This window comes from Helicobacter pullorum, from assembly GCF_900638355.1.
Lineage (GTDB): Bacteria > Campylobacterota > Campylobacteria > Campylobacterales > Helicobacteraceae > Helicobacter_D > Helicobacter_D pullorum.
Genome location: NZ_LR134509.1, coordinates 1,111,244 through 1,128,114, shown reverse-complemented (window position 1 = coordinate 1,128,114; position 16,871 = coordinate 1,111,244). Strand labels below are relative to the sequence as shown.

The window sequence follows — 16,871 nt, the reverse complement described above, 5'->3', positions numbered from 1 at the left end:
GATGTAGTATAATTTTGCAAAAATTTCGGAGTTTGTGAATTATGGAAAATAAACAAGAATTGAAAATACACCAGTATTTTAAAAGGCGATATTGGGTGTATTTTGCAGCAACACTGATTATCTTTTGTGTCCCTTTTATCAAGATTAATGGGAATCAAATCTTTCTTTTGTCTTTTGATCATAAACAATTGCATTTATTTGGGGTTGCATTTGATATGCAAGAACTATATTTAATGCCATTTTTATTGATTTTAATGTTTTTGATGATTTTCTTTTTGACAACTCTTGCAGGGCGTGTATGGTGTGGTTGGGCCTGTCCTCAAACTATTTTTAGAGTTTTATACCGCGATTTAATTGAAACAAAGATTCTAAAACTAAGAAAAAGAATTGAAAATCGTCAATTAGAGCCAGATATGTCGCTAGGAATCAATAAAATTAAAAAAGTTGTAGCTTTTGTTATTTGGGTTGTTTTGGCACTTATTGCAGCTGCAAATTTTATGTGGTATTTTGTCCCCCCAACAGACTTTTTCTCTTATATTCAAAATCCTTTAGAGCATAAATATCTTTTTATTTTTTGGCTAGGAATTACGGCATTTTTGATTGCAGATATTATTTTTATCAAAGAAAATTTCTGTATTTATATGTGTCCTTATAGCCGTGTCCAAAGTGTTTTGTATGATAATGATACAATTATGACTGTGTATGACTATAAGCGTGGGGGTGTGGTATTTGATGCTAAGGGGATTAAATTATGGAAAAAGCCAGAGACTCCAAATGCAGAATGTACAGGCTGTGAAGCGTGTGTAAAGATTTGTCCAACTCATATTGATATTCGCAAGGGAATGCAGCTAGAGTGTATTAATTGTTTGGAATGCTCTGATGCATGCACCAAGGTAATGGCTAAACTGGGTAAGCCAAGTTTAATTTCATGGACTAGCCCTCAAGCTATTGAAATGAGGGATAAAGTGCGTTATATGCGTTTTAAAACTATTGCTTATGTGGTTGCTTTGGTGGTTGTGTTTGCAGGGTTATTGTATATGAGTTCCACTAAAGAAAATATGCTATTAAATATTAATCGAAATGAGCTTTATACTATTAGAGATAACAATAGGGTTGAAAATTCCTATATTTTCCTTTTCCAAAATACTAATAATAAAGCTTATGAATTTTATTTTGAAGTGCAGGGGAATCCAGCTATTAAAATCAAACGCCCTTCTAAGCCTTTCAAAATTGAGCCAAGGGAGAAATTTAAACAAGTGGTAGTTCTTTATACTGATGAAAATCTTTCTAAAGATTCACAAAAAGATACACACATTCCATTAAAAATTAGGGCTTATGCTCTTAACTCTCAAGAAAAGATAGAAGTAGTGAGGGAAAGTGTATTTATTTATCCTCCAAGTAATGTGATAAAAGCAAAATAATGGTGTCTAATTCTAAAGGGAGTTATTTTTTCTTAGTAGCTTTTGTTTTAACGCTTCTTGCGTTACTTAAGCTATATTCTCCTTTTTTGATGAATCTATTGATTGCATTTTTGCTTTTTATTGCTACCCAAAGTATTTTTCAAATTATTCTCAAAAAAATTAAATCAGAATTTTTTTCTTCTTTGTTGATGACTTTATTGTTGCTTTTGTTGTGCTTTATGCCTATTTTTTATGTTGCGATAAATTTAGCCTCATTTGCGACGAATGTAGATTTAAATGGGTTTCAAAATATTTTTGCTCTTATGCAGCAAAAATTAATCAACTTTAGTAGGCAGTTTTTTGACTATCTACCAAGTGCTGTGCAACAAGAAGTAGAAAGTTTGCTTTTGAGAATTAATAGTATTGATTGGGCGGAGATAGTAAAAAAGATTTTGGGATTTATTGCAAAACTTTCTGCAAATAGTATTTATTTTGTGAGTGATGCGGTTTTTATCGTCATTTTTTTATTTTTCTTTTATTTTTATGGAAATAAATTGGGAAAATATTTTATAGAAGTTATCCCTATTGATAAACAGCAAATCAAGTCTCTTTATGATGAAGTTAGTGCCGTGATTAGTGTCGTGTTTTATTCTTCGATTTTATCAATGGTATTACAGGGTATGTTGTTTGGGATTTTGATGACATTTTATGGGTATAATGCGATTTTGTTAGGTGTGTTTTATGGTTTTGCATCGCTGATTCCTGTTGTTGGTGGAACTTTAGTTTGGCTACCTGTGGCTTGCTATGAATTGTATTTGGGAAATTTTACAAATGCTATTATTATCACTTTGTATTCGATTATTGTGATTGCCACGATTGCTGATAATGGTGTAAAGCCATTTATTATTGCATTTATTAACCGAGTTTTGATTGAAGAACCTGTAAAAATTAATGAAATGTTAATCTTTTTTGCTATTATTGCTGGGCTATCTAGTTTTGGTTTTTGGGGAATTGTGCTTGGACCTGCGATTACGGCATTGTTTATTGCTATGCTTAGAATCTATCAAAATCTCTATAAGGGCTAGCCTTTTAGAGATTTTAATTCCGCTTGGATTTTAATCAATTTTTCTTCTTGTTCAATCAATGCTTTCTTGTTGGTTTCAAGTACTTGTGCGGGTGCATTGGCTATGAATTTTTCATTTTTTAGCATTGATTGAAGCTTGATAATTTCTTTTTGTGTTTTTTCTTGTTGCTTTTCTAATCTCGAAATAATCGGTGTTAGATTGATTTCTTGTATGGGGATATAAGATTCGACCTTTTCTGTGATATCTACGATACAATGAGGGATTTTTTGGCTAGTAATTTCTATTTCTTCTACTTTTGCTAGTTTGCTTACATATTTTACAAAAGTAGGGGCAAAGTCTTTTGAAATTGCGATATTGCTTTTGATATAGGCTTTTGGAATTTTTTGATTAGCAAGTTCAATAGTAGTTTTGGCGCGACGAATAGAAATAATAGAATCTGAAATTAATTCAAAAATTTGCAAATTAGAATTATCGCAATAGGTAAAAGTTGGGTAGGGTTTAACCGTGATAGAGCCACTTTCTTCTAAAGTGCTTCCATCGAGTTTATGCCACAAATATTCACTGATAAATGGCATATAAGGGTGCAATAAAAGCATAGATTCTTTGAAAATCGCTCCAAGTTCTAAAATTGAATCTTTATCTGCTTTGCTAAATTCGATTCCCCAATCACAGAATTCTCCCCATAAAAAGCGATAAAGTGCATTTGCACCATCATTGAAGCGGTAGGATTCTAAATGCTGATGGACTTCTTGTATGGTTTTGCTTAGAAGCTCTGCCATATATTTTCCAAGTGGAGTTTTGGGTGTTTGAATATCGGATAAATTAGGAAATTTTTGTGCATTAAGAAGCAAGAAATTTGCAGCATTATAAAGTTTATTGGTGAAATTTTTGCTAATTTCAAGTTGATTTGAAGAAAGTTTTACATCTCTTCCTTGCGCGCATAAAGTAGCAAGGGTGAATCTTAAGACATCCGCACTATATTTTTCGATTAACTCTAAAGGATCGACAACATTCCCTTTGCTTTTACTCATTTTTTGTCCATTTTCATCTCTTACAAGAGCATGGAGGTAGATATTGGGGAAGGGAAGTTCTAAGAGGAAATGTTCTCCCATCATTAGCATTCTTGCAACCCAAAAAAACAAAATATCAAAACCTGTAATTAATAAGGAATTAGGATAAAAGTTTTGTAAATCATCTTTTTGCCAAAGTGTGCCTTCTCCCCATTTACCATTTCCATATCCAAGTGTAGAAAATGCCCACAAGGCAGAGCTAAACCAAGTATCTAAAACATCGGGATCTTGGTGGATATTTGTGCTTTGGCATTTTGGGCATTGGAGTTGCGTTTTGGCACTTGCCCATTTATTGGAGCAAGAATCACAATAAAATACAGGGATTTGGTGTCCCCACCAAAGTTGTCTTGAAATACACCAATCACGCAATTCTTTCATCCACGCATTGTAATTGTTTTTCCATTGAGGAGGGAAAAAATTGCTTTGGTTGGCATTGATTTTTTCAATCGCTTTGGCTGCGATTTCTTTTTTTAAAAACCATTGTTTGGAGATATAAGGCTCAACAACATTGCCACATCGGTAACAATGTCCCACTTGATTTTTGTAATCTTCAATTTTTTCAATAAAGCCTGTTTCTTGTAGTTTAGCAATAATTTTTTCTCTAGCTTCTAATCGCTCTAATCCTTCAAATTCTCCGGCAAATTCGTTTAGAATCCCTTTTTTGTCAAAAATTGTGATTTGCTCTAAATTATGCCTTTTGCCCACTTCATAATCATTAGTATCGTGTGCTGGAGTAACTTTGACTGCACCTGTCCCAAACTCCATATCAACATGAGAATCTGCAATAATAGGTATAGCTTTGTTAAGCAAAGGTAAAATAACTTTTTTCCCAATAAGATGAGAATAGCGAGAATCTTCTGGATTGACCATAACAGCAGTATCTCCAAAATAAGTTTCTGGACGAGTAGTTGCTACAATAATATAGTCTTTAGAATCTTCTAAAAAATAACGCAGATAATAAAGTTTGCCATTATTTTCTTTGTATTCTACTTCAATATCCGATAGCGCTCCATCATGGGTACACCAATTTACGAGATATTTATCTTGTATAATCAAACCTTCATTATAGAGTTTTACAAAGACTTCTTTAACCGCATTTTGCAAGCCCTCATCCATTGTAAAGCGAGTTCTACTCCATGCAGGTGAGCTACCAAGCTTTCTCATTTGCTTTAGAATCATTCCTCCACTTTGTTCTTTCCAAGCCCATACTTTTTGTATAAATGCTTCTCTTCCAATTTCTTCTTTTTTGATTCCTTGTGCTAAAAGTTGTTTTTCAACAACGTTTTGTGTGGCGATTCCTGCGTGATCTAGTCCGGGTTGCCATAAAGTTTTAAAGCCTTGCATTCTTTTGTATCGGACGATAATGTCAATGAGAGTGTGATTGAGTGCATGACCTATGTGAAGACTTCCTGTAACATTTGGGGGCGGAAGCATAATGCAAAAGTTCTTGTTTGCTTTTTGAATTTTTTCATTGCCATTAATTTCAAAATACCCAGATTCTTCCCAAAAACGATAATATTTTTCTTCAATTTCTTTTGGATTGTAAGTTGTATTAGTTTTTTCTTGCATAAAAATACCTTCATTTAGCAAAATGGAATGGTTTTTGCTGATAGCTAAAATATTAAGTTTTGAATTTTACCAAAAAATTTAAATTTTAGGGATTTGATTTTCTAAGGTTTAGAAAGAAAAATGTTTGGTAGAATTATAAGATAACTTATTTTTAAAAAGGAGTTTGTTATGAAAGGTGAAAAATTTGTTGTTAAATCTCCGATTTTAGGATTTGAGGAGGTTAATGAGGTTGAATTTGCAGAAGTGGATAATGGGGCATTAGCATTTTTATCTATGATTGGGAATGATGCAGAATTGCTTTTGATTAATCCTTATAAAGTAAGAGAATATTCTTTTGAAGTGCCTGCTAATATTCAAGCATTGTTGGATATCAAAGCAGATTCAAATGTGAAAGTTTTTTGTGTGTTTGTGAGAGAAAAACAAACAGAAATTCGCATTAATTTTTTAGCGCCGATTATTTTAAATTGTGATAATCATACTCTAGCTCAAGTGATTTTAAATGCAAAAGATTATCCGAGATTTGGCGTCGCTGAATCTATTAAAGATTATATTAAAGAATAATCTGATTGCCTCTTTCTAAGCTTAATATACAGCAAAGGGAAGCTTCTTTGGCTCCCAGTGGTTATAATCTTGTAATTGCATCAGCAGGCACTGGGAAGACTTCTACAATCGTAGGGAGAATCTCGCATTTATTAGAAAGCGGGATTACCCCAAATGAGATTTTACTGCTCACATTTACCAACAAAGCTGCTCAAGAAATGCTTGCTCGCTTGGAGTTGCGTTTTGATTCCAAAATTGTTAAACAAATTGAAGCAGGAACTTTTCATGCGGTTGCATACCGATACTTAAAATCCAAAAATTCTATTATCTTAAAGCAACCAAGAGAGCTTAAAGTGCTTTTTAAAAGCCTGTATGATAGACGAGTGTTTTTGAATGTCTCCCAAACTCCCCCTTATGGAGCAAATTATTTGTATGATCTTTTCTCTCTTTATCAAAATGCAACTATCAATGAGGATTTTTCTAGCTGGCTTGAAAAAAGAAATGCAGAACAAATGCAGTATGTAGAGATTTATTTGGATGTTTGGGAGGAATTTAGAAATCTTAAAAAAGAATATCACTATGCAGATTATAATGATTTGCTAATTTTTTATAAAGAGGAAATTTTAAAAGACAAACTCTTTTTTAAAGAAATTTTGGTAGATGAATACCAAGATACTAATCCGCTACAAGATTCTATTTTGCAGGCTTTAAATCCTCCTTCTATTTTTTGTGTAGGGGATTATGATCAGAGCATTTATGCTTTTAATGGTGCTGATATAAGCATTATTGGAAGTTTCAAAGAAAGATACCCTAATGGAAATATTTATAGTTTGACAAAAAATTATCGTTCAACCGAACCTATTTTAAATCTTGCAAATCGAGTGATTGAAAAGAATCCTAGAATCTATCCCAAAACTTTAGAAGTGGTTAAAACGCAAAATTTTGGAATGCCAACATTGCTTGTGTATGATGAGTTATTTTTGCAATACCAAGGCATCGCTAATAAAATTAAACTCTCTAATCGCCCCTATAAAGAAGTAGCGGTAATTTTTAGAAACAATTCTAGTGCAGATGGGATTGAAGCAAGTTTGAGAGAAATCGGGATTCCTACGCGTAGGAAAGGGGGTATAAGTTTTTTTGATTCTAAAGAAGTGGTGTATATGCTTAATCTTTGTTCTTTGCTTTATAACCCCAAAGATATGATGTCTTTTATTCATGTTTTAAGCCATATTAAGGGTGTGGGGAATGCAATGGCAAAAGATATTTATGAGGCTTTGCTGGTATTGGGAGATGGGAATCCTGTAAGTGGGATTTTAAAACCAAATAAAGAAATTAAAGAGCCTTATAAAAAAAAGATTCAAAATACACAACTTGGGCTATTTGATGATTTTTTTGCAATGGGAAATGTTGCAAGGTTTAGTTATCTTGATAGTAACTTTAGGGATAATCCTGTTTTGAGCCATTCAAAACTTACTAAAGAAGGGGCGGAGTTTTTAAATGCACTCTATGAATTTTTTAGCAGTTTTGGAGTGAGCGATAAACCTTATTATTTGATTTCAAAAGCAAGGGAATTTCCTATTTTCAAAATGGTTGCTCAAAAGTTGGCTAAAGAAAGGGCAATTACCAAAGAAGGTGGGATTAATCAAGAAAAATATCAAGAATCATTAGAGAGAATAGAGAGAAAAATTTCTTTGTTGAGAGATTTGGCTAGTCATTATCAAGATATTGGTAGATTTTTGAATGCAATGATTTTGGGTTCAAGCGAGATGAGTGAAGGTGAGGGGGTGAATTTGTTAAGTATCCATGCAAGTAAGGGGTTGGAATTTAGTGAAGTGTATATTGTGGATTTAATGGAAGGAAGATTCCCAAATAAAAAATTAATGAATCAAGGTGGAAGTTTGGAAGAAGAAAGAAGACTTTTTTATGTAGCAGTTACAAGGGCAAAAGAAAATTTATATTTGAGTTATGCAAAAAAAGATGTGATGAAAAATATTTCTTATGAAGGCTCGATTTTTCTTTATGAAGCAGGAATGCTCCATAAAGATAGACAAGTTTAGTTATCTAAAAGTTTAATGACATTTTTAGAATCCTCTTCAATAGTGTGGAAAGTATCAATAATGGTATCCACGCTTTCTTTGGTAAGAGGTTTTTTGAGCTCCACTAAAGCATCATTTGTATTTTTCAAGAACTTATCTTTTAGAATGTTTAGAGAGTTGATATCTAAAGAATTGATATTTTGTATTTTTTCTTTATTGTCAAAATATTTGGAGATTGGGTTGATTTTATTAAAATCGCAAGTTTGCTGCTTGAGGTTGAAACTCAAGTATAGATTGGATTTATAAACGATATGTTCTAGCTTAGAAACGCTTAAGAGGAATTTGTTGGATAAGTTTTCAAAAACATCTTTGAGTGTATTAGTGGTTTGCTCCATATAACTAAAGATAGAATTAAAATGCATAATGCTTGTATGTGTAGAGCTTGCAAATTCTGAAACTCTTTTGAAATTATCTTGAATGCTTGAAATTTCTTGTTGCATTGTTTGCACGACAATGGAAATATCATTGGTGGCTTTGTGTGTTTTTTCTGCAAGTTGTCTGACTTCATCTGCAACAACAGCAAAGCCTCTCCCATGCTCTCCAGCCCTAGCTGCTTCAATGCTTGCATTGAGGGCTAGTAGATTGGTTTGATTGGCAATATCGCTGATTATCTCTACTACCGAATCAATATCTTTGGATTTTTGTGCAAAACTTTCAATGGTAATAGAGTTATCATTGATGATTTCTACAAGCTCATCAATGGATTGTGTAATGGAAGAAACATCTTTTTGAGAATTTTTAGCAGAATTTGTGATGCTAGTGATATTTTCATCTACGGTATTCATATTTTGAATATCTTTGTCTAAATCCAAAGAAATTTTTGTAAGATTCTCATTTTGGCTACCCAAACTCATATCCATAAGAGATTTTGCTAAAAAATTAGAAAGATTATTTTTGGCATTTTCCTCTATTTTGATTAGTGCTTTATTGATGCTTTCAATATTATTGCTAAAAGCAGGATTCAATCCTTGTGGAAATGCTAAGCGGTAGTATTTGCCTTCTTGTGAGCAACGAATCGCAGTTGAAATTTCACGCATAAAAGCTTCAAGATTATCAGCAAGATTGTTGATATTATTTGCAAGAGTGCATAAATCTTCATCTCCCTGTATTTGTAGGATTCTTGCTTCAAATTTTCCTTTACTATAAAGATTAGAAATTTTAATAGATTTTTGCAAAAGTGCTTCGCGTTTGGAAAATTTTAGAAGGCTAAAGCCTAACAATAAAATAAGTGCAATAAAAGTAATTAGATTAAAAGATAGCCCATAAAGTATGGCTTCAAGAACTAAGCCTAATAGACTTATTGCTATTCCTAATGATAATAGCTTTTTCATCGATATCCCCCTGTTTTTCCTTTATTTTGAAGATTGATAATAAATTCATCCCAAGTTGTATTGTTTTCTTTAAGGAAGTTTTGAACAAATTGAACCCCTTTATCGACACCTTGTGATTTTTCAATTTCTAAAAGTTTGGCATAGATTGATTGAATGGTTTCTACACCTTCTTTGCTTGGGCGTCTTCGCACAGAATAATAACCTACCACTTTTCCATTTTCATCATAAGAGGGAGTGATATTAGCAAATACCCAGTAAGTTTTTCCTGTTTTTGAAAGATTGCACACAAAAGCAAAAAATTCATTTTTGTTGGCTAAAGTATCCCATAGTAGTTTAAAGGCAGTGCGTGGCATTTTGGAATGTCTTATGAGATTGTGAGGTTTGTTGAGAAACTCACTTTCTGTATATTCTCCATATTTAATAAAATCATTATTGCCATAAGTAATTTTGCCCTTTAAATCAGTTTTGGAGGTTATTAGAGTATCATCCTTGAGGAAAATCTCTTCTCCATACATTGTTTTCATAATTTATTGTCCTTTCAAATTGAATATTTTTATAATTTTTTGGGGGTCTATATTCTATTTAAAAAGATATAAAAAATGCTTTAAAATTGCAAAAACTTTTGTTCAATATGGTAGAAGTTATCAGAATTATAAAGTCTTTGATATATAAAAACTTTGTGTATAATTAAGCTTTTATTTTTTATAATATGTAACAAACTATCAATGATATTTATAAGGCTTTTGATGAGTAAAAATGAAATAGATATGAATGATATTTTAAATCCTAATGAAGCTATAAAGCTTTATGAGTTGGATATTTTCACTCTTGGTAAGATGGCAGATGAGATTCGACAAAGATATTTTGGAAAGAAGGTTTTTTTCAACTCAAATCGCCATTTAAATCCCACTAATGAATGTGCGGATATTTGTAAATTTTGTGGCTTTTCTGCACATAGAAAAAATCCTAATCCTTATACTTTCACTCAAGAGGAAGCATTAATTCAAGCACAAAAAGCAGTGGAAATGGGTGCTTTAGAGATTCACATTGTAGGGGCACACAATCCTAAGCTAGATTTGCAATGGTATTTGGAACTTTTTAGGGAGCTTAAAGCAAGGTATCCTCAAGTTTCATTAAAGGCGCTCACAGCAGCAGAAGTGAATTTTCTTTCTAAAATCTCTAATAAACCTTATCAAGAAGTATTGGAACTTATGGCACAAAATGGGGTAGATTCAATGCCCGGTGGAGGGGCGGAGATTTTTAATGAAAAAATAAGGGAATATATTTGTAAGGGCAAAGTGGATTCTAAGCGTTGGCTAGAGATTCATGGGTATTGGCATTCTTTGGGTAAAAAATCTAATGCAACAATGCTTTTTGGGCATATTGAAAGTAGAGAACATAGGATTGAGCATTTGCTGAGATTATATGAGCAGCAAGAAAAAAGCGGAGGATTTAACGCCTTTATTCCATTGGTGTATCAAAAGGAAAATAATTTTTTGAAAGTTGAGAATTTTCCTAGTGGGCAAGAGATTCTAAAAACCATTGCAATTAGTCGAATCTTGCTTTCTAATATTCCGCATATTAAGGCATATTGGGCGACTTTGGGCTTGAATCTTGCTATGGTTGCACAAGAGTTTGGTGCAGATGATATAGATGGAACAATTCAAAAAGAGGCAATTCAGAGTGCATCGGGTAGTAAAAGCGCCAATGGAATCTCAAAAGATGAGTTGGTAGCACAGATTTGTGATGCTGGTTTTATCCCAGTAGAGCGGGATAGTTTATATAATGAAATAAAAGTCTATCAAACAAAAGGGAGATAATATGCAATATTATAGTTATGAAACTTTCAAAGAAGATATTAAAGAATTGGTTTTAAAAATTGATTTCAATCCAGATGGAATTGTCGCTATTTCAAGGGGTGGATTGACAATAGCGCATTTTTTGGGGATTGCTTTGGATTTGAGAATGGTATATAGCATTAATGCATCATCATTTTTTAACAAAGTTCAGCAAGAAATTCGCATTTCTAATATCCCAGAATTAAATGGAAATCAAAGAGTGTTGATAGTTGATGAGATTGTCGATAGTGGGACAAGTATGGCAAAAGTAAAAAATATTTTGCAAGAAATTAATTCTAATATTGATTTTAAAACAGCTTCTATTTTTTATAAACCAACAGCGACTTTTAAGCCGGATTATTTTTTGCGTGAAACAGGGGATTGGGTAGATTTCTTTTGGGAAGTAGATATTGTAAAAGAAATTAGAGAAAGGAAACTCTAATTTTATTTTGTTTTTGCAAGGCAAGATTCACAGACAACATACAAAAGCATATCGTGCCCTACAAGCTTTGCTTTGTAAGAATGTGTAACCTCTACTTGCAATTTTTCAATTTCTTCATTGCAAAATTCTTCGATTTTACCGCATTCTACGCAAATGATATGGTCATGGTGCAATCCACTGGCAATTTCATAGCGTTTGCCGCTTTTGTCAATTTCAAGAGATTTTACAAAACCTTCTTTTTCTAAGAATGATAAGATTCTATAAATAGAAGATATGCTGGCATTTTTACAGGTTTTTTTGATAGATACAAAAATATCTTCTGGGCTTAGATGTCCTCCATCCTCATAAATTGCCTTTAAAATATATTCTCTTTGCTTAGAATTTTTGAGATTGTTTTTTTTGATAGAGAGATGCAATCTATCCAAAATAGTTTTGAGAGATTCTTTGTATTTTTTCATAATAGTCATATCCTTTGTTATGGGTAGTTAGGAATCTATCCTTTTAGATTGTAAGGATTATAGCAGAATATGATAATTAAAGCAAAAATAAAATGAGAATTATTTTTATATTATATTAAGTTAATATTAATTATCATTTTGATTATAAAATCATTTAAAATATTTCATTTATTTATGGAGGATAATATGTCTGTTTTAGTTATTGGGGGAGATGAGATTACTCCTATTGAAGCAGTTTTGAAGAATCTTGGTTGTGAAGAAGTTACCCATTGGGACGCAAGAAGAGAGAGTGTAAATCATCGTGGTATTCCAAAAAATATTGCTTGTTTGGTTATGCTTACTAATTTTTTAAATCACAATACAATGAAAAAATTTAAAAATGAGGCAAAGAAAAAAGATATTCCTGTGATTTGCACAAAAAGAAGTGTGAGTTGTCTATATTGTGAATTTATGAAAATTTTTGGAAAAAATTGTAATTCTTGTAAAAATTAAAGTGAATTTTAAAGGCTCTTTTATTATAATTCCTAAACACTCTTGATTATAAAAAATATATTTAGTTCGTAGTTTAAGGAAGAAACAATGTCGCCAGATTTGTTAGAGCCATTGGGCAATCTTACAATTTTAATTGTAGAGGATGATGAAGTTGCGTTAGAATCGCTGAAAGTTGCTTTGGAAAGAAGATGTCGCAAGATATTGGCAGCCAAAGATGGAGATGAGGGATTAAAGTTCTTTAAAAATAATGCAGTAGATATTGTTATTACTGATATTAATTTGGGAAGTAAAACTGATGGGCTTTCTATGGTGAAATCTATTCGCCGGATTAATCCAAATGTTCCTGTGATTTTTATGACAGCCTATAGTGATGATGAAAAGATTTCTCAAATGATAGCATTAAATGCAGTTTCATTAATCAAAAAAGAAGTCGATTTAGAAGAATTATTTGTTTTGCTTTTGAGCATTAATAAGCAGCTCCATAAAGAACATATGGTTGATTTAGGGAGGGGAGTTTTTTATAGAAAACGCGATAAAGTTATCGTAAAGGGCTATGCTATTTTTGAACTTACTGATAGGGAAAGTCAGATATTAGAGCTTCTTATCAAAGCAGATGGTTATCCTATTACTTATGAGGAATTTCGCAGGAAGATTTGGAAAAATAATTCAATGACAATGGATTCTTTGCGTATGCATATCAATAACATTCGTCGTAAAACTTATTATGAACTGATTAAGAATCATTCAAGATTGGGTTATAAAATTCAAAAATCATCTTAAAGATAATTATTTGGAAATAGGGTAAATTTATAATGCAAACTTTCCTTTAATATTTATATGTTAAAATTTTTGCATTTATTTTTTTATTCAGGCTATTTATGAAAGTTGCTTTAAGAATCTTTTTTGCTGTATGTGTTGTTTTTGTTTTGGCGATTATTATTTTGATCTCTCAATTATATTTAGAGATACACGATGATACTGATAAAATCGTGCATTATAATCCCCCATTGACAACGCAGATTTTTGATAGAAAAGAGCGACTAATTGCAAATTTGTTTGATAAAGAATTCCGCTTTTATGCAAAATTTAATGAGATTCCACCGCGTATTATTGAAGCATTGTTAGCAATTGAGGATACTTTGTTTTTTGAGCATCCCGGTGTAAATTTAGATGCCATTATGCGTGCAATGTTGAAAAATATCAAAAATGCAAGTTATGTGGAGGGTGGTAGCACAATCACTCAACAATTGATTAAAAATGTCGCATTAACTAGAGATAAGACTATTGAGCGGAAATTAAAAGAAGCACTTTTGGCATTACAATTAGAAACAATCTTGAGCAAAGAAGAGATTTTAGAGCGTTATTTGAATCATACTTATTTTGGCCATGGTTTTTATGGGATAAAAACAGCCTCTCAAGGCTATTTTAAAAAAGATATGCAAGAATTAACTCTTAAAGAAATTGCTATGCTTGTTTCTTTGCCTAGAGCACCAAGCTTCTATGATCCTACAAAAAATTATGATTTCTCTTTAGCAAGGGCAAATAATGTATTGCAAAGAATGGAGGAATTAGGGTGGATTACCAAAGAGCAATTACAAGAAGGTGTAGCAGAAACTCCAAAAGTTTATGATGAGACACTCACACAAAATGTTTCTCCCTATGTAGTAGATGAGGTGCAAAGACAATTAAAGAATAATATTGAAGATTTAAAAACTGGTGGTTATAAAATCTATTTAAATATTGATTTAGACTATCAAGAGATGGCACAAGAATCCTTGTATTTTGGGTATGAACAGATTTTATCGCGTCATAAAAATGATGAAGATATGCAGGCAAAACTTAATGGTGCCTTTGTGGTTTTAGAAAATCATACAGGGAATATTCTTGCATTAGTAGGGGGAGTGGATTATAAAAAGAGTAATTTTAATCGAGCTACACAAAGTAAAAGGCAAATTGGAAGTAGCGTCAAGCCATTTTTGTATTTGAGTGCGATTAATTCTGGGCTTGGGCAAAATTATGAGATTCCAGATGTTACGCGGACATATGAGTATAAGGTTGAAGGTGAAGAAAAAAAATGGCAACCCAAAAATTATACACCCATAATTAATGGATTTGTAACACTCAAAGAGGCTTTGAGGCGTTCTTTGAATCTTGCAACAATCAATTTGGTTGAGGAAGTTGGTTTTGATAGAATCTATCAAGGGCTTTTGGGATATGGATTTAGCAATATGCCAAAAGATTTAACAATTTCTTTGGGGAGTTTTGGTGCTTCTCTTTTGGAAATGGCTAAAAATTTTATGATCTTTTCAAATTATGGCAAAGTAATAGAGCCACGATTGTTTGATAGAATGGTTGATAATCAAGGTAATATTACTTATTTTGACACTCAATCTAAGGATTTAGCACAACCACAACAAAGTTTTTTGTTGGTAGATATGATGAGAGGTGTTGTGCAAAATGGAAGTGGGAGAAGAGCTAAGGTAAATGGAATTGAATTGGCAGGCAAAACAGGAACAACTAATGAAAATGTTGATGCTTGGTTTTGCGGGTTTTCTCCGAGCATAGAGGCAATAGTGTGGTATGGCAAAGATGATAACACTCCAATGGGTAGTGGAGAATCAGGCGGGATAGCTCCAGCATCAGCTTTTTCATATTTTTTTGAAAAAATTTTGACGATAGATCCGGGAATGCAGAGGAAATTTAATATTCCTCAAGGCGTGCACAGTAAAATTATCAAAGGGGAGACATTTTATTATACCGACAAATCTCCTCTTGAAAATAGCTCAAGTAATATTCAAGAAGGAATCATTTTCTAATGAAAGAATTTTTTAAAAGATTTTATCCTTATATTAGGGAATATAAGCTTTATTTTTTTTATGCAATCATTGGTACTATTTTGGTAGCGGGTGCAAGTAGTGCTAGTGCTTATTTGGTGAAGCCCGTGTTAGATGATATTTTTATTAAAAAAGATGTTGCGATGTTGCAAATATTGCCTTTTTTGGTAGTGTTGGCTTATTTCTCAAAAGGGCTTGGAGCGTATATTCAAACTTATTATATGAATTTTGTCGGTCAAGATATTGTGAGGCGTTTAAAGGATATTTTATTAAATAAGATCTTGACTTTTGAGATGGAGTTTTTTAATCGTTATCGTAATGGAGAATTGATTTCTAGAATCACTGGGGATATTGGAGCAGTGCAGGGGGCAGTTTCTAATTATTTTATTGAAGGGATTCGTGAGGGATTGACAATTGTTGGGCTTGTTGGTGTGGTGATTTATCAAAGTCCAGAATTAGCCTTCTATGGACTTATTGTAATGCCACTAGCTTTATATCCCATTAGTTTAATTGCTAGGAAAATGCGTAAAGCTTCTAAGAAAATGCAAGAAAAGGGTGCAGATCTTTCTTCAAAATTGATTGAAATTTTTAATAATATTGAGCTTATTAAAGCAAGTAGTGGTGAAAAAATGGAAAAAGATGAGTTTTCTCGACAAAATAAAGAATTATTTAGATTGTCCATGAAAACAGTGCGTGTTTCTGAGCTAACTTCTCCGCTTATGGAAACTCTAGGTGCTATTGCTATTGCAGTTGTGATTATTATTGGTGGGCATAAAGTGATTGATGGAGAGATTACAACGGGTGCCTTTTTTTCTTTTGTGACAGCTCTTTTTATGCTTTATACCCCTTTTAAGAGGGTAAGTAGTCTTTATACAAAGATTCAAGTCGCTTTTGCTGCAGGAGATAGAATCTTTGAAATGCTTGATAGAAAGGCAAAAATCAATGATGGGGAGATTAGATTAACGCAAGAAGTTAAAAAGATTGTTTTTAAAGATGTGGATTTGTTTTATGGAGATAAACAAGCTCTTAGTCAAATAAATATGCAAATTAATAAAGGTGAGAGTATTGCATTGGTAGGGAGTAGTGGAGGCGGAAAAAGCTCTCTTGTGAATTTGCTATTGAGGCTTTATGAACCAAATAGGGGAAGTGTTGAGATTAATGGTCAAAATATTAAAGATTTCACGCAAGAGAGTTTGAGAGCTAAGGTTGCAATCGTTACGCAGAGGATTTTTATTTTTAATGATAGTATCGCAAGAAATATTGCTTATGGAAGTGAGATAGATGAAAAAAGAATTAAAGAATCTCTTCATAGAGCAAGAATATTGGAGTATGTAGAATCTTTGCCTGATGGTATCCATACGATTTTGGATGAATTTGGAGCAAATTTGAGTGGAGGGCAGAGGCAGAGAATTGCTATTGCAAGAGCTTTGTATAAGAATCCAGAAATTTTGATTTTAGATGAAGCTACAAGTGCGCTTGATAATAAAACCGAAGAGGAATTTAGAGACGCTTTAAAAGAAGTTATAAAAGATAGAATTGTTATTATTATTGCACATAGATTTTCTACTGTTTCATTGGCTAGTAAGATTTATTTTTTTCAAAACGGCAAGATAGTGGCTGGAGGGACACAGCAAGAATTGATGGAAAAAAGTGAATCTTTTAGGGATTATTATAAAAACATCTAATTTTATTATTCTAAAAAGTATGTTATAATTT

Annotated in this window: 14 protein-coding genes; 10 read left to right on the top strand and 4 right to left on the bottom strand. The window is 32.4% G+C overall.

Translation table 11 applies throughout. The features are described from left to right. Positions 1–41 precede the first annotated feature (41 nt). A complete protein-coding gene (gene ccoG, locus EL247_RS05565) occupies positions 42–1,421 on the top strand; it encodes a cytochrome c oxidase accessory protein CcoG (protein WP_054197651.1) in 1,380 nt (459 codons plus the stop codon). Beyond that, complete coding sequence (locus tag EL247_RS05560; RefSeq protein WP_172594053.1) at positions 1,421–2,485, top strand: AI-2E family transporter; 1,065 nt, start codon at positions 1,421–1,423, stop codon at positions 2,483–2,485. The genes ccoG and EL247_RS05560 overlap by 1 nt, the downstream gene beginning before the upstream one ends. Here the strand turns inward: EL247_RS05560 and EL247_RS05555 are convergent. Further along, positions 2,482–5,124 carry a valine--tRNA ligase gene (locus EL247_RS05555; protein WP_104745356.1) on the bottom strand — a complete coding sequence of 881 codons (2,643 nt, stop codon included), beginning with the start codon at positions 5,122–5,124 and terminating at the stop codon, positions 2,482–2,484. The genes EL247_RS05560 and EL247_RS05555 overlap by 4 nt on opposite strands. 168 nt (positions 5,125–5,292) lie before the next feature. Here EL247_RS05555 and fliW point away from each other — a divergent pair, with 168 nt between their 5' ends. Both fliW and EL247_RS05545 read left to right on the top strand, forming a co-directional pair. Beyond that, positions 5,293–5,685, top strand: coding sequence for a flagellar assembly protein FliW (fliW, locus tag EL247_RS05550; protein ID WP_005020787.1), 393 nt, complete (start codon positions 5,293–5,295; stop codon positions 5,683–5,685). A 5-nt stretch (positions 5,686–5,690) separates the two neighbouring features. Further along, the gene (locus EL247_RS05545) at positions 5,691–7,721 is read left to right on the top strand and encodes an ATP-dependent helicase (RefSeq protein ID WP_060661060.1); all 2,031 of its coding nucleotides are present in this window, start codon (positions 5,691–5,693) and stop codon (positions 7,719–7,721) included. Here EL247_RS05545 and EL247_RS05540 read toward each other — a convergent pair. Beyond that, positions 7,718–9,091 (bottom strand): methyl-accepting chemotaxis protein, encoded by a 1,374-nt coding sequence (locus tag EL247_RS05540; protein WP_054194809.1) that lies wholly within the window; start codon positions 9,089–9,091, stop codon positions 7,718–7,720. The genes EL247_RS05545 and EL247_RS05540 overlap by 4 nt on opposite strands. Next, positions 9,088–9,606: a PAS domain-containing protein gene (locus tag EL247_RS05535; protein ID WP_104719190.1), complete on the bottom strand. Its 519-nt coding sequence runs from the start codon at positions 9,604–9,606 to the stop codon at positions 9,088–9,090. The genes EL247_RS05540 and EL247_RS05535 overlap by 4 nt, the downstream gene beginning before the upstream one ends. A gap of 231 nt (positions 9,607–9,837) precedes the next feature. Here EL247_RS05535 and mqnE point away from each other — a divergent pair, with 231 nt between their 5' ends. Both mqnE and EL247_RS05525 read left to right on the top strand, forming a co-directional pair. Beyond that, positions 9,838–10,911, top strand: coding sequence for an aminofutalosine synthase MqnE (gene mqnE / locus EL247_RS05530; RefSeq protein ID WP_060661063.1), 1,074 nt, complete (start codon positions 9,838–9,840; stop codon positions 10,909–10,911). A 1-nt stretch (position 10,912) separates the two neighbouring features. Then, positions 10,913–11,371 (top strand): phosphoribosyltransferase, encoded by a 459-nt coding sequence (locus EL247_RS05525; protein WP_104745355.1) that lies wholly within the window; start codon positions 10,913–10,915, stop codon positions 11,369–11,371. A 2-nt stretch (positions 11,372–11,373) separates the two neighbouring features. Here EL247_RS05525 and fur read toward each other — a convergent pair whose 3' ends face one another. Further along, on the bottom strand, positions 11,374–11,829 hold the full coding sequence (gene fur, locus EL247_RS05520; protein WP_005020800.1) for a ferric iron uptake transcriptional regulator: 456 nt from the start codon (positions 11,827–11,829) through the stop codon (positions 11,374–11,376). Between the two features lie 186 nt (positions 11,830–12,015). Here fur and EL247_RS05515 point away from each other — a divergent pair, with 186 nt between their 5' ends. The 4 genes from EL247_RS05515 (at position 12,016) to EL247_RS05500 (ending at position 16,840) form a co-directional block, all read left to right on the top strand. Next, positions 12,016–12,321: a DUF2325 domain-containing protein gene (locus EL247_RS05515; protein ID WP_040499564.1), complete on the top strand. Its 306-nt coding sequence runs from the start codon at positions 12,016–12,018 to the stop codon at positions 12,319–12,321. A gap of 87 nt (positions 12,322–12,408) precedes the next feature. Continuing rightward, positions 12,409–13,101, top strand: a complete 693-nt coding sequence (locus tag EL247_RS05510) for a response regulator transcription factor (RefSeq protein ID WP_005020802.1) — start codon at positions 12,409–12,411, stop codon at positions 13,099–13,101. A gap of 98 nt (positions 13,102–13,199) precedes the next feature. Continuing rightward, a complete protein-coding gene (locus EL247_RS05505) occupies positions 13,200–15,137 on the top strand; it encodes a transglycosylase domain-containing protein (RefSeq protein WP_104745354.1) in 1,938 nt (645 codons plus the stop codon). Then, positions 15,137–16,840: an ABC transporter ATP-binding protein gene (locus EL247_RS05500; protein WP_104745353.1), complete on the top strand. Its 1,704-nt coding sequence runs from the start codon at positions 15,137–15,139 to the stop codon at positions 16,838–16,840. Before EL247_RS05505 ends, EL247_RS05500 begins: the two co-directional genes overlap by 1 nt. The last annotated feature ends 31 nt before the right edge of the window (positions 16,841–16,871 follow it).

Bases quoted from the DNA above. Each gene is read 5' to 3' on its own strand.
- ccoG (WP_054197651.1), top strand. From the start codon at position 42: ATGGAAAATAAACAAGAATTGAAAATACACCAGTATTTTAAAAGGCGA.
- EL247_RS05560 (WP_172594053.1), top strand. From the start codon at position 1,421: ATGGTGTCTAATTCTAAAGGGAGTTATTTTTTCTTAGTAGCTTTTGTT.
- EL247_RS05555 (WP_104745356.1), bottom strand. From the start codon at position 5,124: ATGCAAGAAAAAACTAATACAACTTACAATCCAAAAGAAATTGAAGAA.
- fliW (WP_005020787.1), top strand. From the start codon at position 5,293: ATGAAAGGTGAAAAATTTGTTGTTAAATCTCCGATTTTAGGATTTGAG.
- EL247_RS05540 (WP_054194809.1), bottom strand. From the start codon at position 9,091: ATGAAAAAGCTATTATCATTAGGAATAGCAATAAGTCTATTAGGCTTA.
- EL247_RS05535 (WP_104719190.1), bottom strand. From the start codon at position 9,606: ATGTATGGAGAAGAGATTTTCCTCAAGGATGATACTCTAATAACCTCC.
- mqnE (WP_060661063.1), top strand. From the start codon at position 9,838: ATGAGTAAAAATGAAATAGATATGAATGATATTTTAAATCCTAATGAA.
- EL247_RS05525 (WP_104745355.1), top strand. From the start codon at position 10,913: ATGCAATATTATAGTTATGAAACTTTCAAAGAAGATATTAAAGAATTG.
- fur (WP_005020800.1), bottom strand. From the start codon at position 11,829: ATGAAAAAATACAAAGAATCTCTCAAAACTATTTTGGATAGATTGCAT.
- EL247_RS05515 (WP_040499564.1), top strand. From the start codon at position 12,016: ATGTCTGTTTTAGTTATTGGGGGAGATGAGATTACTCCTATTGAAGCA.
- EL247_RS05510 (WP_005020802.1), top strand. From the start codon at position 12,409: ATGTCGCCAGATTTGTTAGAGCCATTGGGCAATCTTACAATTTTAATT.
- EL247_RS05505 (WP_104745354.1), top strand. From the start codon at position 13,200: ATGAAAGTTGCTTTAAGAATCTTTTTTGCTGTATGTGTTGTTTTTGTT.
- EL247_RS05500 (WP_104745353.1), top strand. From the start codon at position 15,137: ATGAAAGAATTTTTTAAAAGATTTTATCCTTATATTAGGGAATATAAG.